Here is a 22,683-nt window from a genome sequence, read left to right on the forward strand (position 1 = left end):
TACCCCCGCGTCCGCCGGACGAAGCACGCCGGCCGGTCACCGGCCTCCGGCGGGCTGTACCTGCTCGTCGCACCACTGCCGGGCGGCCTCGGTGACCTCGTCGAGTGCGCCCGGTTCCTCGAACAGGTGGGTGGCGCCGGGCACCACGTGCAGGGTGGGCGGTGCGGGCAGCCGCCGTGCCGCCTCCTCGTTGAGCCGCAGCACGTGCGTGTCCCGGCCGCCCACGATCAGCAGCACCGGGGCCCGTACGGCGTCCAGGGCGTCACCCGCCAGGTCGGGCCGTCCGCCGCGCGAGACGACTGCCCGTACCCGGTCGGGCCGTTGTGCGGCGGCGACCAGGGCCGCGCCCGCGCCGGTGCTGGCGCCGAACAGGACGACGGGCAGGCCCGAGGTGCCGGGCTCCCGCGCCAGCCAGTCGAGGGCGGCCACCAGCCGGCGGCCCAGCAGGGGGATGTCGAAGCGGAGTTCGGCGGTGCGGGCGTCGAGCCGTTCCTCCTCCTCGGTGAGCAGGTCGATCAGCAGGGTGCCGAGCCCGGCGGTGCGCAGGCCGGCGGCGACCTCGCGGTTGCGGGGGCTGTGCCGGGAGCTGCCGCTGCCGTGCGCGAACAGCACGACGGCACGGGCGTCCGGCGGCAGGGTCAGATCGCCGGTGAGGGCCGCGCCGCCGACGGGCAGGGTGACCGTCCGGGAAGTCATCGTCAGCCTCCTCTCCCCCGACTCCCGTGGTACCCACACCAAGGCAGACGTCCCATGGCGCGATCTGTGGGATGCGTGTCGTTGACGCCGTACGGCGGGCCGGTGGAACGTGAGGGGCATGACCGATCGCCGTGTCGTCTTCGTCGTCTTCGACGGTTTCCAGCCGCTCGACCTCACCGGGCCGCACGAGGTGTTCACCAGTGCGGGCGGGTACGCCTGTGACGTCGTGGCGCCCCGGGCGGGGCCGGTCCGCTCGGTGAGCGGGCTGCTCGTGCACGCCGGGCACGGCGTCGCGGACCTCGATCCGGCCGGGACGGACACCCTCGTGGTGGTCGGCGGCCGGGGCGTCGACCGGGCCCGCGAGGACGCGGAGCTGGTCGCGTGGGTCGCCGCCGCGGCGGCCGGTGCGCGGCGGGTGGCCTCGGTGTGCAGCGGGGTGTTCCTGCTGGCCGCGGCGGGGGCGCTGGACGGGCGGCGGGTCACCACGCACTGGGCCCGCGAGGAGCAGCTGGCCCGGGAACATCCCGAGGTGCGGGTGGACTGCGACCCGATCTTCGTCCGGGACGGTCGGGTGTGGACGTCGGCGGGCGTGACGGCCGGGATGGATCTGGCGCTCGCCCTGGTGGAGGACGACCTGGGCCGGGACGTCGCGCACGAGGTGGCCCGCCGGCTGGTGCTGTTCCTGCGCCGTCCGGGCGGCCAGTCGCAGTTCAGCGTGGCGCTGTGGTCGCGGCAGCCGGCGACGGACCCGGTGCGGGCCGCGGTCACCGCGATCCACGCCGATCCCGGCGCCCGGCACGACATCGCCGGCCTCGCGGCGCACGCGGGGCTGAGCCCGCGTCATCTGCAGCGCCGCTTCACCGCCGAAATGGGCGCGCCGCCGGCGGCGTACGTCGAACGGGTGCGCGTCGAGGCGGCGCAGCGCGCGCTCACGGAGGGGGACGAGCCGGTCGAGGCCATCGCCCGCCGCTGCGGCTTCGTCACGGCCGAGACGCTGCGCCGCGCGTTCCACCGCCGGCTCGGCGTCGCGCCGTCGGACTACCGCGCCCGCTTCCGTTCCACCGCGGGACCGCATGGCCCCTTGTCGGCTGTCACAGAGGAAGGACGCACCGCATGACGACCTACGGCCTGCTGGTCTTCGAGGACGCCGAGGAGCTCGACTTCGTGGGGCCCTGGGAGGTCTTCACCGTCTCGGCCCGGCTCCGGGAAGCCGGCGACAAGGCGGTGCTGGTCTCCGAGCACCCCGGTCCGGTGCGCTGCAACAAGGGCCTGCGCGTCCTGCCCGACCACACCTTCGACGACCATCCGCCGCTGGACGTGCTGCATGTGCCGGGCGGGCGGGGCGCGCGTGAGGTCCAGCCGCACAACCCTGTGGTCACCGGCTGGATCGGGAAGACGGCGGAGCGGGCCGCGTGGGTGCACGGCGTGTGCACCGGCACGTTTCTGCTGCATGCCGCCGGACCCGCCCGGGGGCGCCGGGTGGCCACGCACTGGAGCCACGAGGACGCTCTGGAGGCACGGGGGGACGTGACGGTGGTCCGGGACGTCCGCTACGTCGTGGACGGGAACCTGGTCACCAGCCAGGGCGTCTCGGCCGGGATCGACAGTGCGTTGTGGCTGGTGGGGCGGTTGCACGGCCGGGAGCACGCGCGGGCCGTACGGCGCTGCATCCAGTACGACCCGGCGCCGCCGTACCTCGCGGACGAGCCCGTCTGAGCCACGCGCACGGCAGGGAGCTGCATGGGAGGGCGAGCCTCGGGCAGGCGATGTCCATGGGTGGTGACACGGGCGACGGCGGGCAAGGGCGGCAGCCGGGCGAGTGCGGGCACCGGGCGGTGCCGCATCCGGGCGACATCCGGATCGAGGCGTGGGCGGCGTGCAGAGAGCACTGTCTGGCGGAGGCGGTCCTGGCGATGGTGGAGTGTTTCGCCGACGTCTCCGGGGTGCGGCCCACCGCCGTGGACCGGGTGCGGCTGCCCGAGGCCAGCGACGACGACCTGCTCGCCTCGCTCCTGGACGAGGTCATCTTCCGGCTGGAGGCGTACGGGCAGGTGCCCGTGGACGTGGAGGCGGACGAGGCGGACGGCGGCCTGGACGTACGGCTGGCCGTCACCGGCATCGCGGACGTGGAGATCACCGGGGCTGTCCCGGTGGCGGTGGCGTGGAACCGGCTGCGGATGGGGCCCGACCCGTACGGGTGGTCGTGTGCGGTGACGGTGGACGCCTGACCTACCGTGGAGGGATGGGCGGCGGCGTCGTGACGCTGTTCCTGTGCGGTGACGTGATGCTCGGGCGCGGCGTCGACCAGATCCTCGCGCACCCCGGCGATCCGGCACTGCGCGAGGCGTACGCCGAGGACGCCCGGGCCTACGTCCGGCTGGCGGAGTCGGCGCACGGACCGGTGCCCGCCCCCGTGGCCCCGTCGTGGCCGTGGGGCGAGGCGCTGCGGGTGCTGGACGAGGCCGCGCCGGACGCCCGGATCGTGAACCTGGAGACGTCGGTGACGGGTGGGGGCACGTTCGCGCCCGGCAAGGAGATCCACTACCGGATGCACCCGGAGAACCTGCCGGCGCTGGCCGTGGCCCGGCCCGACGTGACGGTCCTCGCCAACAACCACGTCCTGGATTTCGGCCGTCCGGGCCTGCTGGAGACCTTGGACGTACTGGCCCGGGCGGGGCTGCGGACGGCGGGCGCCGGACGGAACGCCGACGAGGCGTACGCCCCCGCGGTGATCCCGCTCCCGGGCGGCCGGCGGCTGCGGGTGTTCGCCCTCGGGGCGCGCTCCAGCGGCATCCCGTCCGGCTGGGCGGCGACCGCGGACCGGCCGGGCGTGGCGTACCTGCCCGGCCTCACTGGAGCCACCGCCGCGGCCGTGGTCCGGCACCTGGGGCGGGCCGGCGGCCTCACCGTCGTGTCCGTGCACTGGGGCTCGAACTGGGGGTACCGCGTCCCGCGCGAGCAGGTCCGTTTCGCACACGCGCTGGTGGACGGTGGTGCCGACGTCGTCCACGGTCACTCCTCGCACCATCCCCGCCCGCTGGAGGTGTACCGGGGCCGGCTGATCCTCTACGGCTGCGGCGACTTCGTCGACGACTACGAGGGCATCTCCGGATACGAGGAGTACCGCGACGACCTGCGGCTCGCCTTCCTGGTGTCGGTCGAGCCGGACAGCGGGCGGCTGGCCGGGCTGCGCATGGTGCCGTTCCAGGTGCGGCGGATGCGTCTGGAGCCGGTGTCCGGGGAGGACCGTGCATGGCTGCGCGCCACGCTGGACCGGATCAGCGGTGGTGTGGGAGTGCAGCAGGCGGCCGACGGTTCGCTGGTGCTCGGCGCGATGGCCGCGTGAGGTGGGAGGTCGGTCGCAGGACGGTCGGGGGTCAGCCCGCCCACGCCACCAGCCGTTCGCGGCTTTCCGGCTCCCGCAGCCGGGCGAGCGACTCCTTCTCCAGCTGACGCACCCGCTCGCGGGTCAGACCGACGCGCCGGGCGACCTCGTTGAGCGTGCGGATGTGCCCGTCGTGCAGCCCGTACCGCAGACTGAGGATCATGGCCTCGCGGGGCGCGAGCGTACCCACGGCCTCGCGGAGTTCCTCGGCGAGCGCCCGGAACTCGGCCACCTCCGGGGCCTGGAGCACCTCGGTGTCGGCGATGAGGTCCCCGACGACGGTCTCGCCCTTCTCGTCCACCGGTGTGTCCAGGCTGACGGCGTCCCGTCCGACGTGGCGCAGCCAGCCGATCCTGTCCTCGGCGAGGCCGCTCTCGCGGGCCACCTCCGCGACGCTCGGCTCACGCCCCAGGTCGAGGCGCAGCCGCCGCTCGACCTTGGCGATCTTCTGCAGCTGCTCCACGACGTGCATCGGGAGCCGGACGGATCGGGCGTGTGCCGCGAGGCCCCGCTCGATCGCCTGGCGGATCCACCAGGTCGCGTAGGTGGAGAACTTGAAGCCCTTGGTGTGGTCGAACTTCTCCACGGCACGGATCAGCCCCAGGTTGCCCTCCTGGATGACGTCCAGCAGGGGCAGTCCGCGGTGGGCGTGCCGTTTCGCCATCGACACCACGAGCCGGAGGTTGGCCCGGACCATGTGGTCCTTGGCCGCCTGCCCGTCCTGGACGGTCTCCTCCAGTTCCCGGCGCCCCTGCGCCGTGAGGGCGTGTTCCCCGGCGTCGGACTGGTCCAGTCGCTCCAGCGCCCGCAGGCCGGTCTCCATCCGCCGGGCCAGCCGTACCTCGTCCTCCGCGGTGAGCAGCGGCGTCGCCGAGATCTGTGCGAGGTACTGGCCGAGGAGGTCCGGTTCCTCGTCGGGCTCGGGGATGCGGCTGCGCAGCCGGGCGGTGCGGGCCGGGGCGCGCCGGTCCTCGCGGACGCCCGCCGCGGAGTCTTCTGCCTGGGGAGACATCGTCGGGTTCCTCCCTCCCCCGCCTCGTCTGGGCTCGCTCTGGCGGGTACCCGGGGGATGCGGCCCGAACCGTGTGCCCCGGTGCCCACGGGGGTACCCCGGGGCACATGACCGGCATCGAACTCAGCAGCAACGCGTTCAACGACCACTCCTTCATCGCGCGCCGGCACGCGTACGAGGGACCGAACGTCTCTCCGCCGCTGACCTGGAGCGGCGTGCCGGACGACGCGGCCGAACTGGTCCTGCTGTGCGAGGATCCCGACGCCCCGTCGGGCACCTTCGCGCACTGGGTCGTGGTCGGCATCGACCCGCACAGTGACGGTGTCGAGGCCGGGCACAGCCCACCGGGCGGCACGGAACTCGTCAACGGCTACGGGCAGCACGGCTGGGGCGGCCCGCACCCGCCGCCGGGCGACGACGCCCACCACTACTTCTTCCGGCTGTACGCCCTGTCCGAACCGTGCGTCCTGCCCGACGCGCCGCGCGCGGACCAGGTGCACGCGGAAGTCGAGAAGCACCGCCTCGCGGACGGGACGCTGGTGGGGCTGTACCAGCGCTGAACCTCCACTCCCCTCCCCCGCGCTACAACGGTTGGTTGTGGCGCGGAGGCCGGGCGGTTGTTTGCCGGGGCTGCCCGCTTCTCGCTTGGATGACTCCCGGACAACACCGGGTTGTCCACGGGAGCGGGGAGTGCGCCGGGTATGGCGGGCAGACGGTCGCTTGGGCGGCGGTTCGGGTGGCTGTGGAGCGCGTACGCGGTCAGCACGGCCGGCACATGGCTGGCGTTCGACGCGTTCGCCCTGATCGCGGTCCTGGCCCTGGACGCCGGGCCCGCCCAGGTGTCGCTGCTGGCCGCGGTGGGCCCGGCGGTCGGCGCGGCCGTGTCGGTGCCCCTCGGGCCGTGGGTGGAGGTCCGCCGCAAACGGCCGGTGATGATCGCGACGGACCTGGTCCGCTGCGCGGTGCTGCTGAGCATCCCCGTGGCGTTCGCGCTCGGCCGCCTGAGCTTCGGCCAGTTGCTGCTGGTGTCGGTGGCCGTCGCGGCGGCCGACATCACCTTCAACGCGGCGGCCGGGGCGTTCCTGAAGGACCTCCTGCCGCGGCGGGACCTGCTCGTGGCGAACGGACGGTTCGAGGCGACGACCTGGACCGCCAGCATGGTCGGCCCGCCGCTGGGCGGGGCCGCGATCGGCCTGTTCGGCCCGGTGACGACGGTGGTGGCCGACGCGGTGAGCTATCTGCTGTCGGCCGTCGGCATCCGGGCGATCGGCGACGCCGAGCAGCGCCCGGCCCGACCGGAACCCGCGGTGACCCGGGCCCGCGACCTGCTGGAGGGCTGGCGTCACATCCTGGCCGATCCGGCACTGCGCCCGCTGTTCTTCAACACGCTCCTGGTCAACTCCCTGATCATGGCGGCCTCTCCGCCGCTGCTGATCCTGATGGTCGACGACCTGCACTTCGCTCCCTGGCAGTACGCCCTCGCCTTCGCGGTGCCCTGCACCGGCGGCCTGCTGGGCTCCCGCCTGGCCCCGCGCCTCGTCGCCCGCCACGGCCGGCACCGGGTCCTGGTCACGGCGGGGACGCTGCGGGCCTGCTGGCCGGTCGGCCTGGCCTTCACCGGCCCCGGCACGCCCGGCCTGGCCCTGGTCATGCTGGTCGAGTTCGGCCTGATCACCTGCTGCGCGGTCTACAACCCGGTCCTCGCCACCCAACGCCTCGACCGCACCCCCGCGGGCCGGGTCACCCGCACCCTGTCCGCCTGGTCGGCCACCGGCAAGGCCACCACCGCGACGATGACCGCCCTGTGGGGTGTACTCGCCGCGCGGACCGGTCCCCGCACGGCCATCGCGCTGGCCGGTGCCCTGCTCCTCGTCACGCCGCTGTTGCTCCCCCGCCGGGACGACGCCACGGAGGCCGGCGACGAACCGGCCCCCGTGGCGGTGCGGCCGGACGGCGGCTGACCGCACCGGGGCCGGGTCAGACCGCCCCGGGCACGTCCTCCGTGACCCCGTTCAACTCGGAGGCCGGGTCGGTGCCGTAGGGGCGGGTGAGGATCTCCAGGCCGTGGCCCGCCGGGTCGAGGAAGTAGACGCCCCGGCCGCCGTCGTTGCGGTTGATGCGGCGGGGGTGGTTGCCGTGCGGGTCGGCCTGGATGGGGACGCGGGACGCGACGAGACGGTCCAGGGCCTCGTCGAACTCTTCCTCGGAGACGAGGAACGCGTAGTGCTGCATGGGGATGTCGGCATCGATGGTGAGGAAGTCCAGCGTGACGCCGTTGGCGGTCGTCACGGGCAGGAACACCCCGGTCGGGGCCCCGACCTCCAGCCCCAGGATCTCCGCGAGGAAGTGCGCGGACTTCTCCCGGTCACGGGACAGGACGATGGTGTGATTGAACTCGACTGACACGGTTGAATGCCTCCACGGGCATCTCCGCGGCGCCTCCATGCCTCACCCGGACGGTGACCGGCACGCGATGCCGCGCGCTGGATCGTAGACAGGCACCGCGGCGGCCGTCGAGCGGTTTTCGGCCGTGTTCGAGGCCGGCCGGACGGACCGCCCGCCCCTGGTGTCCCGGCCGCTCCTGACAGCTGTCAGGACCGTGTGGACCGTGGGCTTCCTACAGTTCTGATGACCATCCTCACTCTTCGTCCTTCGGGGGACAGACACGTGAAGCGACTGATCAGCCGTACCGCCATGGGCCTCGCCGTGACCGCGCTCGCCGTCGGCGGCCTGGCGACCACCGCGCAGGCGGCCCCGGCCGCCGCGGCCAACAACGGCGACCCGACCCTCACCGACGTCTACATCTGGGCCACCGACGTCAACCTGCGCCAGCAGCCGACCACCGCGTCGCCGCGGCTCACGGTCCGTTCGCAGTGGTGGGGGGACGCCCTCTGCCAGACCCAGGGCCAGAACGTGCACGACCCGGCCGTCGGCACCAACAACTGGTGGACCGCCGTCATGGAGTTCTCGGGCAGCGACATCGCCTGGGTGAACAACCTGTACATCCGGGGCGGCCAGAAGATCGCGGGCGTCCCGGACTGCTGACGCACCGTCACCTGAACGCGCCTGCGGCGGACCACCGCGAGATCGGTGGTCCGCCGCAGGCGTGTGGCCTGGTATGTGACTCAGTACCAGGCGGTGTTCACCAGGTCGTGGCCGTCGCACGAGAGCAGGGCGCGCGAGACCCGGCCGTTGAGGTTGTTGCCGATCTGCGTGTAGGCGTAGTTGATGCCGGAGTCCACGGTCTCGGAGACCCAGCCGTCGTTGCGGCCCGTGCCGTTGTTGGAGCGCTGCAGAACGGCCGCGCAGCCGGGCCGGGAGTTCTCGATCCGGGCGAACGAGCCGCACTTGTCGGAGTAGAAGTACTTCAGGGCCATGCCCTCGGCGTACTGGGTGGGACCGATCTGCCGGAACGTGCCCGTGCAGAACGACGTGGTGGGGTACTGCCCCTCCATGCCGTAGAGGCCGTAGTTGCCGCCCGAGAACGCCTGGGCCTGGGCGGAGGTCGGAAGGAGCGCCATCACCGCGGCGGCGCCCCCCGCGGCCAGCAGTGTCGTGAGTGATCGGCGGCTCATGAGCCCTCTTTCGTCGCGTGTGTCGTGGGGTGGTCGGGTCGTGCACGGCGACCGGCCCCCGGACCGGCCGTCGCTCGCTGGTCGTGACCGTACGGGGCGTCACCCCACCCCGACACCTGACACCTATCAGGGTCGAAGCCGCAGGTCGCCCGCTCTGCGGCAGCCCTGACATCCGTCAGGAGCGCCGGCCCCGCCGGGGCTCCTATCGTGGCGCCGCGGGCCGAGGTCCCGTCGGACAACCGGGCGATCCCCAGGAAGGGCAACCATGCGCATGCTCCTGCGCGGCGCCGCCGCGCTCGCGGCCGTCGTGACGGTCGCGTCACTCACGAGCGGTGCCGCGGCACAGCCCCGGGCGGAGAGGGCGGCCGGGACCATCCAGAGCTCCGCAGCCGCCCAGATCCCGCCCGGTGTCACAGCCGGCGTCGCCGTCTTCGACCGCCAGAGCGGCACGTTCACCGAACAGGTCAACGACAGCGCGCAGTTCCGGTCCGCGTCGGTCGTCAAGCTCCTGCTGGTACTGGACTTCCTGTGGGACCGCGGGCCCGGCTACGTCATCCCCGCGGCCGACCGCGCCCGGCTGGAGCCGATGCTGCGCGGCAGCGACGACGACGCCGCGAACCACTACTGGTCGACGTACGGCGGCTCGGCGATCATCAAGCGGATGCTCGGCCGGCCCGAGGTCGGTCTGCGCGACACGGCGGCACCGCCCGCCGAGTACGCGGGCTTCTGGGGCTACACGGCCATATCGGCCCGGGACACGGTGGCGATCTACCGGTACATCCTGGAGAAGGCGCCCGCGCCCGTTCGCACCTTCATCATGGACAACCTGCGCCGCTCCACCCGTTGCTCCACCACCGACCACTTCGACCAGCACTTCGGCATCGCGGGGTCGTTCGACCGGCCCTGGGCGGTGAAGCAGGGCTGGTCCGGGAAGTACGCGAAGGGCACGTGTGGCTCCCAGGCGACGCCCGCGGCAACGCCCGCCGAGCCGGGTTCTGCTCCCCGTGCCGCCGCCGTGGACCTCTCCCGGCCCGCACTGCACACCACCGGCACGGTCGGCGCCGACGACCGCACGATCGTGGCCGTGCTGACCCTGCACGCGACCGGCACCTCGTACGGCAAGGCGTACACCGACATCGGCCGGCTGACCCGCTCGCTGAACGTGCCGGGCGGGGTTCGGCCCGCCGGGACCTGGTTCGGCACCTGGGGTGAGCTCGTCAGCGTCCGCAGGGGACCGTCCACGAGCGACGAGCGGATCACGCGGCTGCCCGCCGGGGTCGAGGTGCTGGTGAGCTGCCAGACCCGGGGCGAGGTGGTCAGTGTGCCGCCCTACACCAACGACTGGTGGGCCTATCTGCCCCAGTACGGGGGCTTCATCTCCAACATCTACATCAGCTCGCCGGACAACCGGCTGCCGAACGTACCGGAGTGTGCCTAGCCACGGCCGCGACGGGAACGGGGGACGAGCGGTGGGCGGGGCTGCGGCTTTGCCCACCGCTCGCGTGCGTGCGGCTCAGCCCACCGCTCACGTGGTTACGGCTCAGCCCTCGTACTCGGCGAGGTAGCGCAGCACCTTGTCCACGTGCGGCCGCACCCGCTCCGGTACGCCGCGCTCCTCGATGACCGTACGGTCACTGGTGCGGTAGCCGGCCGCGACGAGCGCGGGAAGGTCCTTCTTCGGCAACCCGGCCTGCTTGAAGCGCTGGTCGAGCCAGCACACGTACAGGCTCATGGTGGAGATCGCGTCAGGTGGCGACATGTGGTCCTTGTCGCCGTCGCCGTCCCCGTCGACCGCCCAGGCCCGGAACACCGAGGGCGTCCACATGGCGATGCCGTACTCCTCGCTCTCCGGGCGGGAGGCCTTGGCGTCGAAGTTGCTCTCCGCCTTGATCAGCGCGGCGAGCAGGGCGGGCGTGATCTCCTCGTCGGTGCAGCGGTGGGCCGCGCGGGCGATGACGGGACGCAGCGCCTCGGGTACGTCGGAGTCCTCGGGAATCTCACCGGGGGGCGCGCCGGTGGCCGTGGGGGTGCCGCGGTCGCGTTCGTCGTCCTGGGTGAGGCCTCCTTCGCCTCCGCCGAGCAGGGCCGCTCCGGCGACCGCGGCGGCGGTCAGGACGACGAGCCCGGCGGCGAGGGCGGGCATCCGTCTTCGGCGGCGGTGCGGACCGGCGGTGGCGGCCTCGATCCGGGCGGCGAGGCCGGCGGCCGTGTGCGGGAGCCGGGCGGCGTGGTCCGGGGCCAGGCAGTCGGCGATCAGCCGGCGCATGTCCTCGTCGAGGCCGGCGTCGAGCCGCAGGGGCGCGGTGCCGCGTGCGTAGGTCTGGGCGGCGAGCGAGCGGGCCCGGGCCGTCGCACCGGGGAAGGGGTGCAGACCGCCGGTGAGGACCTGGTGGGCGAGGACGCCGAAGGCCCAGATGTCGGCGGTGGGCCGGACGACGGCGCCCTGGGTGCCGGTGCGCTGGGACCACCACTCGGGCGGCAGGTGGTCGAGGGTGCCGAGCGGCGGCAAGTGGGCGTGGGTGCCGTCGAGTTCGGCGGCCAGGCCGAAGTCGGCCAGCCACACCCGGCCGCCCGGGCCCAGCAGCACGTTGGCGGGTTTGAGGTCGCCGTGCACCCACCCGGCGTCGTGCATGTGGGCGAGTCCGGCGGCGACCCCGCGCAGGACACGGTCGGCGTCGGCGATCGGGCCACCCGCCTCGGCGGCGTCCAGTACGTCCTTCAGGCTGGCCTCGGCCCGGTCCATGACCAGCGCGATGGCGCCGTCCAGGGCGGGCAGTTCCGGTGCCTCGACGGTGCACACGGCGTGGGTGCGGACGAGGTGGGGGTGGTCGGCCTCCGCGCTGAACCGGACCTCGCGCGCGACGAGTTCACCGAGTGCCGCGCGCTGTCCGGGTCCCAGGGCACCGGTCGGGAGCACCTTGACCGCGACGGGCGTGCCGTCGGCGACCGTCCGGGCCTCGTACACGGTTCCCCAGCCGCCGGAGCCGATGACCGCGCCCACTTCCCAGCCCTCGATGCGGAAGCCCTCCGGGAGCCCGGGCGGGCGGGGCGCTTCCAGCTCGTCGTCCCGTTCCTCGGGCGTCGTCATGCGCGGGTCTCCTGCGGGTCGGTGAGGCGGGCCGCGCCGCGGGGCGGCAGCAGGCTGAGGTGCTCCTCGCCGACCAGGCCGAAGCGCAGGGCGACGGAGGCGAGCCGGGTGCGCTTGGCGCCGGTGCGGCCGCCGTCGCCCGCGGTGGTGGCCTCCTCGCCGAGGTCCAGGCGCAATTTGGCGAAGGCCAGGTAGTCGATGTGGTAGTTGACCGCGGAGCGCGTCAGGTCCCGGCAGGACTCCAGCGGCCGCAGCCGTTCCACGATCTGGCCGACGCCGGGCAGTGCCGAGTCGGAGGGGTCGCGCAGGCGGGGTTCGCACAGGGCCACCAGGACGAGGAAGTACTTCGACGTCGGGTCCAGGGCGAAGGGGTGAACGGTCTGTTCGCCGCCGCCGGGCACGGACTGCTCGCCGAGATAGGCGTGCTGGGGTGCGAACACCTTGAACGTGGCGGTGCCGGACAGGGCGGGCAGCACGACGCGGGAGAACTCGAAGGGCACGGGCGCCCCGAGCCGCCCGGGTGCGACGGTGAGGTACTCGCCGGCCCCCTCCAGGTTCTCCACCACGTACGACACGCTGCGGCTGAAGTTGGACAGCCGCCAGTAGTCACCCGCTGCCTCCAGTTGCCCGGCCCGGCGGGAGATTCCGGGGTCGGTGAGCACGATGCGCACACCTGCCCCGCCGCGTCCGAAGTCCGCGATGTCCCCCGGCCCCAGGTGGATCAGTTCGGGACTGCCCGTCTCCTGCGCACCCCACTGGGTGGTGCCGGGCAACTGCACGATGATCGTTTCCACGCGGACTCCCCCGCTGATGTCGCCCCCGATTTGGTCGCGAGGATTGTACGGTCGGCTTCCGCTTGCCGCGGAGCCGACGGGGCCGCATCAGGGGCGATTTCCGGGAGTTGCGCGACGAGCTCGGAGACGGTCGTAAGGCCTCGCGGTTCCGGTCGTACGGGGGCGGCTGCGCGCGGCCACCGGTTCCCGGTGGCCGCGTGCCGTCAGCCGAGGCAGATGACGAGCAGGCAGAGTTCCTTGGGCTTGGTGTCGGAGGGAGACGTCTCGGGCGGAGTGGTCGCCGCGGGCGGGGGTGTCGAGGGGGACGCCAGCTGTTGCGCGTCCGAGCCGGAACCGGCGGCCGGCGCCGTCGTCGGCTCGGTGGCGTTCGACGCGGTGGAAGCGGCGTCGCCGGTGGCGGTGCCGGTGTCGGTCTTGCGCCGGGGCGGGGTCGTCAGCGGGAGTTCGCGGGGTGTGGCGGCCGTGTCCGTCCGCGTGTCGACCGGCGTGGTGCGGGGGTCGGCGGCCCGGGACTGCTGGTGGCGCGACGCCCGGTCGGTGTGCGGAGTGGCGGGGGTGGCCCCGGAGCGCGGGGTGCCGGCCTGCCTGGACGTCGGTTCGGCATACGTCGGCGCCTCCCCCACGGAACCGCCCATGGTCGTGTCCTGCGGCGTCGTGGCCGCCTGAACGCCCGGCTTCGCGTTCCCGTTCATCGCGGCGACGGTCAGGCCGCCTCCGACGAGCGCGACCGCCGTCGCGACCACGGCCCGGCGCTGGTTCTTCTTCCAACGGGCCATCTGGCGACGCCGGGCCGCCCGCCCCTGCGGCCGGGCCTCGAAGCCCTCGGCCGCGTCGGTGTCGGTGTCCGTCTCCGTCTCCGTCTCCGTCTCCGTGGAGTCGTACTCGTCGGACGAGCCGGAGCCGGGGCCCTCCTGCGAACGCGCGGGGGTCTCGTCCCACATGGTGCCGTCGTGCCAGGTGCCGGCCGCGGCCGGGTACTCCCGAGCGGCCGGGCCGCCGCCCGGGGCCGTGGCGGGCGCGGCGGCCGGGCCGGGCCGGCCGTCGGCGGCACGGGGGGCGATGTCCGGGGCGTAGGCGCCGCACCCCGGGCAGACCAGGGCGCCGTTGAGGTGCCGACGGCACGACGAGCAGTAGTCCATGTGTGGTTTTCCCGATCTGGCTGTTCCGGCGGCTCGCCGGCCGCGCCCTGGTCACGTTCGCACGTGGGATCGAGCCGTAACGCTAACGAGACTTTGAAAGGGCGGTGTGCAGTCCGTGTGACACCCCTGCACAGATCCTCTGGATCTCGCGTGTGCCACAAGTGACTCGCGAGTGAAAGGGACGAAGCCTGGGAACGCTGGGGCCCGCGCTCACAGTACGCGGCCTTCGCGCACAGCTATCCCCAACTCCCCCAATTTTCCTGCGAAATGGCGCACAACCCTTTGTATGCCCGGCGGGTCACACCATGCAGGAGCAACCACCTCGAAGAGTTGCAAGGGGGAAATATGCGATTCACCCGTTCCGTCCTGGCCGCGTCCGCCGTGGCGGCACTGACCGTGGGGACCATGACCGCCCTGGCGTCGCCGGCCTCGGCCGCGCCCAACACCACTCCGCAGAAGGTCTGTGGCAGCGGGTACAAGACGGTCAACTCGGCGAAGGTCGGCTCGTTGGGGACCGTCTACCTGACCTACAACGCCTCCAACGGCCAGAACTGCGTCACGACCATCCGCAACAACCCGGGCAAGGCCGTGAACATGTCCGCCTGGATCTCCGTCCCGGACACCGAGGAAAGCCACTACGACGAGGGCCTGTTCACGTCGTACGCCGGACCGACGTACGTCTACGGCAAGGGCCACTGCGTCGACTGGGGCGGCGGCATCGCCAACACGTATGTGCAGGTGTTCGGCTCCAACTGCGGTTCCCTGAAGGAACACCGGGTCACGTTCACCCGCTGACCCCCTCCAGCCGGGCCGTCACGTTCCCCCGCCGCGCGCTCGCGGGGGCCGTGGTGGCCCGGCCTCCTTCACGGCGCCCGCCTGCCGCGTGCGGCGGCATCAAGCCAAGTCACGTCGGCCGCCTTCCGGGATCGTCGCCTCGCCTCTACCCTCGTGCGCCGGTATTACCGACGGTAAGGGGTAGGGATGAGCGGCACCACGCGCAGAAGATTCCTGGGCACTGCCGCAGCGACCGGCGGGCTCACCCTCGGAGCGACTCGACCGGCTTCGGCCGGGAAGGGCGCGGCGGCGCAGACCGTGGCCGTACTGGGCGGGGGTGTCGCCGGGCTCACGGCCGCGCACGAGCTCGCCGAGCGCGGCTTCCGGGTCACGGTCTACGAACGCAAGGCGCTGGGCGGCAAGGCCCGCAGCATGGACGTGCCGGGCAGCGGCACCGGCGGCCGCCGCCCCCTGCCGGGGGAGCACGGCTTCCGCTTCATCCCCGGCATCTACCACAACCTGCCCGACACGATGCGGCGCATCCCGTTCCCCGGCAACCCGGGCGGCGTCCACGACAACCTCGTCGCCCCCAAGGAGATGCTGTTCGCCCGGTCGGGCGGGCGCGAGGACATCCGGATCCCGTTGCCCTTGGCCGGCAGCACCCCGGCCGAACTCACCCCCGACGAGATCCGCCGCGCGCTCACCGCGGTCCTGGACACTGCCTTCAACCTCCCCCTCCACGAGGCCCTCTACTTCGCCAACCGCTTTCTGGTCTTCCTCACCAGCTGCGACGAGCGCCGTGACGAGGTATGGGAGCGGACACCGTGGTGGGAGTTCGTACGGGCCGGACGGATGTCCGACGACTACCGGCGGATCCTCGCCGTCGGCATCACCCGCAACATCGTGGCCACCAAGGCGGAGGAGGCCAGCACCCGTACGGTCGCCACCCTGATGGAGGCCTTCGTCTTCAACCTCCTCGGCCGGGGCGCGGACGGACCACTGGACCGGATCCTCAACGCACCCACCAACGAAGCCTGGATCGACCCCTGGGTGACGTACCTGAGGTCACTCGGGGTCGAGTTCCGCGTCGGCTGGACCGTACGGGACCTGACCCTGGGCGCGGGAATGATCACCGGTGCTGTCGTGGAGGAACCGGGAGGCGCGCGCCGGACCGTCACCGCCGACCACTACATCTCGGCGATGCCGGTCGAGCACGCCCGCCGCACCTGGAACTCCGCCGTACGCGCCGCCGACCCCCAATTGGCCGAGTGCGACCGGCTGGAGACGGACTGGATGACCGGCATCCAGTTCTATCTGACCGAACGGACGCCGATCCTGCACGGCCACCTCAACCTCATCGACTCCCCGTGGTCGCTGACCGCGATCGCACAGGCCCAGCACTGGCCGGGCCACGACTTCCCCGCCGACTTCGGCGACGGAACGGTCGCGGACTGTCTGTCCGTGGACGTCTCCGAGTGGGACCGCCCGGGCATCCTGTACGGCAGGACGGCCAAGCAGTGCACCCGTTCCGAAGTCGCCCGCGAGGTGTGGGCGCAGCTGAAGGCGGCACTCAACGACAGCGGCCGTACGGTCCTCAAGGACTCCGTGCTGCACTCCTGGTTCCTCGACCCGGCGGTGGACGGACTCGGCACTCCGCACCCTGTCAACGAGGAGCAGTTGCTCATCCATCCGGTGGGGACCTTCCACCACCGCCCGCAGTCGGCCACCAGGATCCCCAACCTGTTCCTGGCCGGCGACTACGTGGCCGTGCCCATCGATCTCGCCACCATGGAGGGCGCCAACTCCTCGGCCCGGCAGGCCGTCAACGCCCTGCTGGAACAGACCGGCTCGACCGCCGAGCGGTGCACCGTCACCCCCTTGTACCGAGCCCCCGAGCTGGAGGCGCTCAAGCGGCACGACCGCACCCGGTACCGTCTCCGCCTGCCGAATGTCTTCGACGTCGGCTGAACCCGCTGGAATCAGGCACCTGGCACACGCAGATCAGGCCCAGGCCGTCACCGGCACGAACGAACTGTCCTGCCGGAACAGGTCCGTTCCGTCGGAGCGCTCCACGCGGAGCTGGTAGGCGTAGTGGCGCAGATAGCGACCCGGGTAGTTGTACGACTCGAAGCGGACGGAACCCGATGCCGTGCCGGCCCGGAGGATGAACGTGGCGTCCCTGGCGAAGGTGCTCGTGCCGTCGTTCGGGTCGAAGCGGGCGCGGAAGTCCCAGTGGCGCAGGTAGTTGCCGGCGGCGTCGCGGAAGGAGCAGCCGCTGCCGTCGGCGAGGCCGGCGACGACCGTGAAGGTGGCGGCCTGCTTCTCGGCGGTGGTGCTGGAGGCACTGACCACCGGCAAGTTGAGCAGTGAGGACTGCTGCTGCCAGTAGCGGGTGGAGTAGTTGGCCGAGCGGAAGGAACGCGTGACGTTCCGAGCCAGGGACGGGCCGCCCGTGACCGTCTCCTTGACGACCGTGAAGTGCCGTGCCGTGCCGGAGATCGCGGGCAGCGCGGCCGGGGCCGACCAGGTGGCGAAGGTGTCGTAGCTGTCGCTGTAGTAGTAGTTCCCGTCGCCGTAGCCGTCGAAGAAGATGCGCCAGCCGCCGTTGTCGAGCCGGACCAGGGCGGGGCCTTCGCGGTAGCTGCCCCAGCCCGCCCAGTCGCCGGTCCGGCGGATCGTGTACGGGCCGGTGAGGTTCGAGGCGGTGGCGTACTCGATGTACTTCGTCGTCTCGTTCTTCGGGAAGGCGTGGTACGTCGAGCCGGTCTTCACGATGAACGTGTCGATGTGGTTGGCGCCGATACCGGAGAGGGCGACGGGTGAACTCCACGCCGTCAGGGCCGAGTTCGTGGCCCGCAGCAGGTACGGCGTGAAGATCCACTCGTCGTTCACGGTGGAGCAGGACACGATGATGCTCACGCTGCCGTCGCTGTCGACGAACCACTCGGGTGCCCAGGCGCGGGAGAGGCCCGCGACCGGGACGGTGTAGTCGTACAGGAACGTCCAGTTGACGCGGTCGGAGCTGCGGGCGAATCCGATGGTCGTGCTGGGGTCCTGCCAGGTGTGGGTGGTGTAGGTGACGTAGTAGAAGCCGTCGGTGTGCCGGATGACACTGGCGTCGCGGATCCGGTTCGCGGGCGGGGTGTACGCGGAGGAGCGCAGCAGCCGGAAGTCGGTGGCGTCGTCCGACTGGTAGACGTCGACCGTGCCGTCGTTGCTGTTGAGGAACGGCACGATGGTGTAGCGGGTGGCCGAGCCGTTCGGGGGTGCGGCGGCCAGGGCGGTGCCGAGCAGTCCGGGTGTCTCGCCGAGCAGGACCGCCGAGGCGGGCAGGGCGGCCAGGGCGCGCAGCAGCGTGCGGCGGGACGGGGCGGCGGGGTGTGCGGTCACGGACGGATCTCCCTGGGGCACCTGAATTCGATATACCGAACAAGGTTCGGAAAATCGATCGACAGTAGGGGCTCAGAAGGTAAGGGCGACAGGGAGGGCCGTCAATGGTTTGAACAGGGGCCGATGCGCCCAGTGAGGAAGCCGTGGCCGGTGGGTGGACATACACTCCTGTCGTCGGCATTCCGCCACCGGCCGCCGGACGTTACCGTTCGGTAGACTGCCGATTCCGGAGGTGTCCGTATGGCGCTCGACCGTTCCGAAGGCCTGGCGGAGACCGCCCGCGCGCTGGCCGCCGGGGAGGTGACGTCGCGGGCGCTGGTCGAGCGGACCCTGGCGCGGATCGAGGCGTCGCAGGGGAGCCTCAACGCCTTCCGGATCGTCCGGACCGAGGCGGCGCTCGCGGAGGCAGAGGCCGCGGACCGGGAGCTGACGTCCCCGGGCGCGCGCAAGCCGCTGCTCGGCGTCCCCGTCGCCGTGAAGGACGACATGGACGTGGCCGGTGAGCCGACCGCGTTCGGCTGCTGCGGGGAGTTCCCGCCGGTCGCCGAGGACGGCGAGGCGGTGCGGCGGCTGCGCGAGGCCGGAGCCGTGATCATCGGCAAGACCAACACGTGCGAGTTCGGGCAGTGGCCCTTCACCGAGGGTCCGGCCTTCGGCGCAACCCGTAACCCCTGGAGCACCGAGCACACGCCCGGCGGTTCCTCGGGCGGCTCGGCCGCCGCGGTCGCCGCCGGTCTGGTGCCCGCCGCCCTGGGCTCGGACGGTGCCGGCTCGGTGCGGATCCCGGCCGCCTGGACCCATCTGGTCGGGATCAAGCCGCAGCGTGGCAGGGTCTCGACCTGGCCGCGCGGGGAGTCCTTCCAGGGCATCACCGTCAACGGCACCCTGGCCCGCACGGTCGCCGACGCGGCCCTGCTGCTGGACGCGGCGAGCGGCAACCACCCGCAGGACCCGCACCGGCCCCCGGCCCTCGACGTGTCCCGGGCCGTCGGCCGCGACCCCGGGCGGCTGCGCATCGCGCTCTCCCTCAAGCCGCCCTTCACGGCGGTGCCCGCCCGGCTCCTTCCCGAGGTGCGCACGCGGGTGGTCGAACTGGCCGAACGGCTCGCCGCGCTGGGGCACTTCGTCGAGGAGGCGGACCCGCCGTACGGGCAGATCGGGCTGACCTTCGTGCCGCGCGCCACGGCCGGGATCGCCGAGCGGGTGGGCGAGGCGCCCTTCCCGGCGCTGCTGGACCGGCGCACCCGGGACGCGGCCCGGCTGGGCCGGCTGCTCGGCGGTGCCCCGCTGCGGGCGGCCCGGCGTGCGGAGAGCGCGCTGCACCGGCGTATCGGCTCCTTCTTCACCTCCTACGACGTCGTTCTCGCGCCGACGACCGCCGCTCCCCCGCCCCGGATCGGCGCCCTGCTCGAACTCAGCGGGTTCGCCACCGACCGGGCGATGATCGCCGCCTGCCCGTACGCCTGGCCGTGGAACGTGCTGGGCTGGCCCGGCGTCAACGTGCCCGCCGGGTTCACGCCGGACGGACTGCCGGTCGGCGCGCAGTTGCTGGGCCCGGCGAACAGCGAGCCCCTGCTCGTGCAGGTGGCCGCGCAGCTGGAGGCGGAGCTGCGCTGGGCCGAGAAGTGGCCGTCGCCGCCGGTCACGGCACGTTCCGCCGCCGCCTGAGCGACCGTAGGCTGTCCTCATGGCGGACGCGTCGATGGTCGGGCTCATGGGGCGGGTCACCGGAACGGTCGGGCCCGGGCTGGTCGGCGAGGTCATCGTCCGGGTGCGTGGCGGCGCCGAGCACTTCCTCGCCCACCCCGCCTCCGCGACGGACCGCATCGAGACGGGCACGGTCGTGATGATCGTCGAGTACCTGCCGCCGCGGACCGTCTACGTCACGGCGGCGTACGGCAGTTGAGCCCGCCGCGACGCAGGTGAGGGCCGCACTCGTCAAGCTTCGGCCAAGGATGCGCAGGTGTCTGTACCGAGGCTCCGCCGAGGAGCACACTCCCCTTCGTTCGGTGCCGAGAGGGCACCATGCAAAGGGGGCGAATGCCGATGGTCGTCGGCGTCGTTGCGGGGGTGGCGGTTGCCGCCGTCCTCGTGCTGATCGGTCTGTTCAAGCTCATGTGGCGGGTCGCCGAACCGAATGAGGCACTGATCATCTCGGGGTCCAAGCACCGCACGGAGGGCCTTGAGGAGGGCATGGGATTCCGCATCGTCACCGGGCGCGGCACGCTCGTGATGCCCGGGGTCCAGGCGGTGCGCAAGCTCTCGCTCGATCTCAACGAGACCGAGCTCCACGTGGACTGCGTGACCCACCAGGGCATCCCACTGAAGGTGCGGGGCGTGGTCATCTTCAAGGTGGGCGACGACTTCGTGTCGATCGCCAACGCGGCCCGCCGGTTCCTCGACCAGCAGAAGCTGATGTCGGAGCGGGTGCACAACGTCTTCGCCGGTCATCTGCGGTCCATCGTGGGCGGGTTGACGGTCGAGGACATGATCCGGGACCGGGAGAAGCTCACCGGGCAGACGCGGGCCGCGTGCGGAACCGAGATGGAGAAGCTGGGCCTGATCGTGGACTCGCTGCAGATCCACGAGATCGAGGACCCGACCGGGTACATCCAGAACCTCGCCATGCCGCACGCGGCGGCCGTGCAGCGCGACGCGCGCATCGCGCAGGCCGAGGCCAACCGGCTGGCCACCGAGGCCGAGCAGCAGTCGTTCGCCCGGATGGCGGAGGCCACCCGGGACAGCGAGATCCTCCAGGCCGGCTACCAGGCGGAGCGCGACAAGGCGGCCGCCAAGGCCCGGCAGGCGGGACCGCTCGCCGAGGCCGGCGCCCGGCAGGAGGTCGTCGTCCAGGAGACGCGGGTGGCCGAGCTGGAGGCACACCGGCGCGAGCAGCAACTCCAGGCGGACGTCCGCAAACCCGCCGACGCGGCGGCCTACGAGACGCGCACCCTGGCCGAGGCCGACCGCGACGCGCGGATCTCGTCGGCCCAGGCGCAGGCCCAGGAGACGGAACTCGCGGCGGCGGCCGAGGCGACCCGGGTCAAAGCGGCCGCGGGCGCCGAGGCCGAGGCGACCAAGGCGCGGGGCGAGGCGGCCGCGCAGGCCACCCGGGCCACCGGTGAGGCCGAGGCGGCAGCGGCGCGGGCCAGGGGTCTGGCCGAGGCCGAGGCGGCCAAGGCGAAGGGCCTCGCGGACGCGGAGGCCATCAAGGCCCGTGCAGCCGCCCTGGCCGAGAACCAGGAGGCCGTCGTCGCGCAGCAACTCGCCGAGAACTGGCCGGAGATCGTGAAGGCCGGCGCGTCGGCCTTCGGCAACGTCGACAACATGGTGCTGCTCAACGGCGCCGACGGTATGGCCGACCTGTTCGCCAAGGCGCTGACCATGGGCGGGACGGGGCTGGGCCTCGCCCGTCAGCTGCTCGCGTCGATGGACCGGAACGGGCAGACCCCGCAGGACGCCTCCGCCCTCAACGGTCAGGTCCAGAAGGTGCCGGTGGACGACAGGTGACCCGGGCGGCGTGCTCACGGGGGCGGCCTCTAAGGTGCCCCCGTGAGCACGTTTGCCGACGAGAACGTCCCCGGCCGTCACGGCCCCTCCGCCACCGTGCAGGCCGACCCGCGCGAGGTGGGCCGGGTCCGCACGGAGTACTCCCCCGCCCACGACGGCGACCCGGACCCCGGGGAGATCGTCTGGACGTGGGTCCCCTACGAGGAGAACGACGGCCGCGGCAAGGACCGCCCGGTGCTGGTGGTGGCCCGCGAGCCGGGCGGCACCTTCCTCGCCGTTCAGCTGTCCAGCAAGCGGCACGACGGTGACCGCGAGTGGGTGCCGATCGGCGCCGGGCCGTGGGACCGGACGGGCCGGGACTCGTGGGTCGACGTGGACCGGGTGCTGCGCCTGCACGAGCAGGGCATGCGCCGGGAGGCCTGCGCCCTGGACCGCATGCGGTTCAACCTGGTCAGACGCCGCCTGCAGGAGCGCTACGGCTGGAGCTGAAGGTCTTCTCGAAGGCGCCGAGCACCGCACGGTCCCGTGTCCGGTCCAGGATCCCGAACGTCACGTGCTCGAAGGCCCCGGCGAACCGGCCACCCGGCCCCAGCAACGCCCGGAAGGCCTGCGCCACCTGCGCGGGGTCGTTGCGGAAGACCCCGCAGCCCCAGGCGCCCAGGACGAGCCGGCGGTAGCCGTGGGCCGCGGCCGTCTCCAGGACCCGCTCGGCCCGGACCGCGAGGGCCCGCGGCAGTTCGGGAGCCCGTTCGGGCGCCGTGCGCAGCACCACGCCCGCGTTGGGCGCGGGCGAGGTCAGGAAGCCGGCCGTGTACGGCTCGGCCAGCAGGGCGCCCCGGTCGTCGCGGAAGACGGGCACGGCCGGTGAGTGGATGACACGGTCCGTGTAGAACGGGTCGCGGTGGGCCCGGTGGTGGTCGTAGAAGCCGCGGGCCTCCAGGAGGCACGTGTACAGCGCGGAGGCCCGGCACAGGGCCTCTTCCTGGGCCTGGGCGCCGTTCAGATAGCCGCCGCCCGGATTCCTGGCCGAGGCGAAGTTCAGCACGGCCACCGGCCCGCCGAGCCTGCGGGCGGCCGCCAGGCTGCTCTCGTTCGTGACCTCCACCAGCGTCTTCCGCGCCCCGGTCACCCGATCGGCGGACACCGGCACCGGATCCGGCCCGTACAGCCGCGTGCCCTCGCGCGCCGCACGCAGCTCCGCCGCGATCGAGACGCCGCGCCCGTCCGGCGCGCGGTAATGCCCGGCGGCGACGATCTGCTCGGTCTGCTGCGCGATACCGCGCAGGCGCGCACTCACGGCGCCACCCCCGTAGTCGCCGT

General features: G+C 72.8%; 23 protein-coding genes. 14 read left to right on the top strand and 9 right to left on the bottom strand.

All coding sequences use genetic code 11. The annotated features are described in order from the left end of the window. Positions 1 to 36: 36 nt before the first annotated feature. Positions 37 to 696: a dienelactone hydrolase family protein gene (locus tag HNR57_RS00430; RefSeq protein ID WP_184554079.1), complete on the bottom strand. Its 660-nt coding sequence runs from the start codon at positions 694 to 696 to the stop codon at positions 37 to 39. Positions 697 to 814: 118 nt separating this feature from the next. Between HNR57_RS00430 and HNR57_RS00435 the strand changes: the two genes are divergently transcribed. The 4 genes from HNR57_RS00435 to HNR57_RS00450 are packed head-to-tail and all read left to right on the top strand — an operon-like array spanning position 815 to position 4,042. Beyond that, positions 815 to 1,813, top strand: coding sequence for a GlxA family transcriptional regulator (locus HNR57_RS00435; protein ID WP_184554081.1), 999 nt, complete (start codon positions 815 to 817; stop codon positions 1,811 to 1,813). Then, positions 1,810 to 2,412 carry a DJ-1/PfpI family protein gene (locus HNR57_RS00440; RefSeq protein ID WP_184554083.1) on the top strand — a complete coding sequence of 201 codons (603 nt, stop codon included), beginning with the start codon at positions 1,810 to 1,812 and terminating at the stop codon, positions 2,410 to 2,412. The genes HNR57_RS00435 and HNR57_RS00440 overlap by 4 nt, the downstream gene beginning before the upstream one ends. Before the next feature lie 56 nt (positions 2,413 to 2,468). Beyond that, complete coding sequence (locus tag HNR57_RS00445; protein ID WP_184554085.1) at positions 2,469 to 2,924, top strand: archease; 456 nt, start codon at positions 2,469 to 2,471, stop codon at positions 2,922 to 2,924. 14 nt (positions 2,925 to 2,938) lie between these two features. Then, positions 2,939 to 4,042 (top strand): CapA family protein, encoded by a 1,104-nt coding sequence (locus HNR57_RS00450; RefSeq protein ID WP_184554088.1) that lies wholly within the window; start codon positions 2,939 to 2,941, stop codon positions 4,040 to 4,042. 31 nt (positions 4,043 to 4,073) lie between these two features. Here HNR57_RS00450 and HNR57_RS00455 read toward each other — a convergent pair whose 3' ends face one another. Then, positions 4,074 to 5,093, bottom strand: a complete 1,020-nt coding sequence (locus HNR57_RS00455) for a sigma-70 family RNA polymerase sigma factor (protein ID WP_184554091.1) — start codon at positions 5,091 to 5,093, stop codon at positions 4,074 to 4,076. Between the two features lie 107 nt (positions 5,094 to 5,200). Here HNR57_RS00455 and HNR57_RS00460 point away from each other — a divergent pair, with 107 nt between their 5' ends. Both HNR57_RS00460 and HNR57_RS00465 read left to right on the top strand, forming a co-directional pair. Then, entirely contained in the window at positions 5,201 to 5,653 is a 453-nt protein-coding gene (locus tag HNR57_RS00460; protein ID WP_184554093.1) for a YbhB/YbcL family Raf kinase inhibitor-like protein, read from the top strand. 141 nt (positions 5,654 to 5,794) lie between these two features. Next, positions 5,795 to 7,054, top strand: coding sequence for an MFS transporter (locus tag HNR57_RS00465; RefSeq protein ID WP_184554096.1), 1,260 nt, complete (start codon positions 5,795 to 5,797; stop codon positions 7,052 to 7,054). Between the two features lie 16 nt (positions 7,055 to 7,070). Here HNR57_RS00465 and HNR57_RS00470 read toward each other — a convergent pair whose 3' ends face one another. After that, positions 7,071 to 7,499: a VOC family protein gene (locus HNR57_RS00470; RefSeq protein WP_184554099.1), complete on the bottom strand. Its 429-nt coding sequence runs from the start codon at positions 7,497 to 7,499 to the stop codon at positions 7,071 to 7,073. A gap of 261 nt (positions 7,500 to 7,760) precedes the next feature. Here HNR57_RS00470 and HNR57_RS00475 point away from each other — a divergent pair, with 261 nt between their 5' ends. Next, positions 7,761 to 8,138 (top strand): peptidase M23, encoded by a 378-nt coding sequence (locus HNR57_RS00475; protein WP_313672930.1) that lies wholly within the window; start codon positions 7,761 to 7,763, stop codon positions 8,136 to 8,138. A gap of 80 nt (positions 8,139 to 8,218) precedes the next feature. Here the strand turns inward: HNR57_RS00475 and HNR57_RS00480 are convergent, their stop codons facing one another. Beyond that, positions 8,219 to 8,668, bottom strand: a complete 450-nt coding sequence (locus tag HNR57_RS00480; protein WP_184554102.1) for a hypothetical protein — start codon at positions 8,666 to 8,668, stop codon at positions 8,219 to 8,221. Positions 8,669 to 8,933: 265 nt separating this feature from the next. Between HNR57_RS00480 and HNR57_RS00485 the strand changes: the two genes are divergently transcribed. After that, the gene (locus HNR57_RS00485) at positions 8,934 to 10,106 is read left to right on the top strand and encodes an SH3 domain-containing protein (protein WP_184554105.1); all 1,173 of its coding nucleotides are present in this window, start codon (positions 8,934 to 8,936) and stop codon (positions 10,104 to 10,106) included. Between the two features lie 102 nt (positions 10,107 to 10,208). Here HNR57_RS00485 and HNR57_RS00490 read toward each other — a convergent pair whose 3' ends face one another. The 3 genes from HNR57_RS00490 to HNR57_RS00500 all read right to left on the bottom strand — a co-directional run bounded on the left by HNR57_RS00490 (position 10,209) and on the right by HNR57_RS00500 (position 13,689). Beyond that, positions 10,209 to 11,756: a serine/threonine-protein kinase gene (locus HNR57_RS00490; protein ID WP_184554108.1), complete on the bottom strand. Its 1,548-nt coding sequence runs from the start codon at positions 11,754 to 11,756 to the stop codon at positions 10,209 to 10,211. Continuing rightward, the gene (locus tag HNR57_RS00495; RefSeq protein WP_184554111.1) at positions 11,753 to 12,550 is read right to left on the bottom strand and encodes a serine/threonine protein kinase; all 798 of its coding nucleotides are present in this window, start codon (positions 12,548 to 12,550) and stop codon (positions 11,753 to 11,755) included. Before HNR57_RS00495 ends, HNR57_RS00490 begins: the two co-directional genes overlap by 4 nt. A gap of 203 nt (positions 12,551 to 12,753) precedes the next feature. Continuing rightward, complete coding sequence (locus HNR57_RS00500; RefSeq protein WP_184554114.1) at positions 12,754 to 13,689, bottom strand: SCO2400 family protein; 936 nt, start codon at positions 13,687 to 13,689, stop codon at positions 12,754 to 12,756. A 345-nt stretch (positions 13,690 to 14,034) separates the two neighbouring features. On the opposite strand from HNR57_RS00500, the gene HNR57_RS00505 reads away from it, so the two are divergent. After that, the gene (locus HNR57_RS00505; RefSeq protein ID WP_184554117.1) at positions 14,035 to 14,484 is read left to right on the top strand and encodes a spore-associated protein; all 450 of its coding nucleotides are present in this window, start codon (positions 14,035 to 14,037) and stop codon (positions 14,482 to 14,484) included. A 186-nt stretch (positions 14,485 to 14,670) separates the two neighbouring features. After that, on the top strand, positions 14,671 to 16,431 hold the full coding sequence (locus HNR57_RS00510; protein ID WP_184554120.1) for a hydroxysqualene dehydroxylase: 1,761 nt from the start codon (positions 14,671 to 14,673) through the stop codon (positions 16,429 to 16,431). A gap of 33 nt (positions 16,432 to 16,464) precedes the next feature. On the opposite strand, the gene HNR57_RS00515 is transcribed toward HNR57_RS00510, so the two are convergent. Beyond that, positions 16,465 to 17,853: a glycoside hydrolase family 43 protein gene (locus tag HNR57_RS00515; protein ID WP_184554123.1), complete on the bottom strand. Its 1,389-nt coding sequence runs from the start codon at positions 17,851 to 17,853 to the stop codon at positions 16,465 to 16,467. 240 nt (positions 17,854 to 18,093) lie between these two features. On the opposite strand from HNR57_RS00515, the gene HNR57_RS00520 reads away from it, so the two are divergent. From HNR57_RS00520 to HNR57_RS00535, 4 genes are all read left to right on the top strand, one after another. After that, the gene (locus tag HNR57_RS00520) at positions 18,094 to 19,521 is read left to right on the top strand and encodes an amidase (RefSeq protein WP_184554126.1); all 1,428 of its coding nucleotides are present in this window, start codon (positions 18,094 to 18,096) and stop codon (positions 19,519 to 19,521) included. A 19-nt stretch (positions 19,522 to 19,540) separates the two neighbouring features. Then, a complete protein-coding gene (locus HNR57_RS00525) occupies positions 19,541 to 19,759 on the top strand; it encodes an NfeD C-terminal domain-containing protein (RefSeq protein WP_246554116.1) in 219 nt (72 codons plus the stop codon). A 134-nt stretch (positions 19,760 to 19,893) separates the two neighbouring features. Further along, positions 19,894 to 21,363 carry an SPFH domain-containing protein gene (locus tag HNR57_RS00530; RefSeq protein WP_184554128.1) on the top strand — a complete coding sequence of 490 codons (1,470 nt, stop codon included), beginning with the start codon at positions 19,894 to 19,896 and terminating at the stop codon, positions 21,361 to 21,363. Positions 21,364 to 21,405: 42 nt separating this feature from the next. Further along, positions 21,406 to 21,852, top strand: coding sequence for a type II toxin-antitoxin system PemK/MazF family toxin (locus HNR57_RS00535; RefSeq protein ID WP_184554131.1), 447 nt, complete (start codon positions 21,406 to 21,408; stop codon positions 21,850 to 21,852). Here HNR57_RS00535 and HNR57_RS00540 read toward each other — a convergent pair. After that, positions 21,815 to 22,660 carry a TIGR02452 family protein gene (locus tag HNR57_RS00540; RefSeq protein WP_184554134.1) on the bottom strand — a complete coding sequence of 282 codons (846 nt, stop codon included), beginning with the start codon at positions 22,658 to 22,660 and terminating at the stop codon, positions 21,815 to 21,817. The two genes, HNR57_RS00535 and HNR57_RS00540, sit on opposite strands and share 38 nt — an antisense overlap. Between the last annotated feature and the right edge of the window lie 23 nt (positions 22,661 to 22,683).

This window comes from Streptomyces paradoxus (assembly GCF_014202475.1).
GTDB classification, from domain to species: domain Bacteria; phylum Actinomycetota; class Actinomycetes; order Streptomycetales; family Streptomycetaceae; genus Streptomyces; species Streptomyces paradoxus.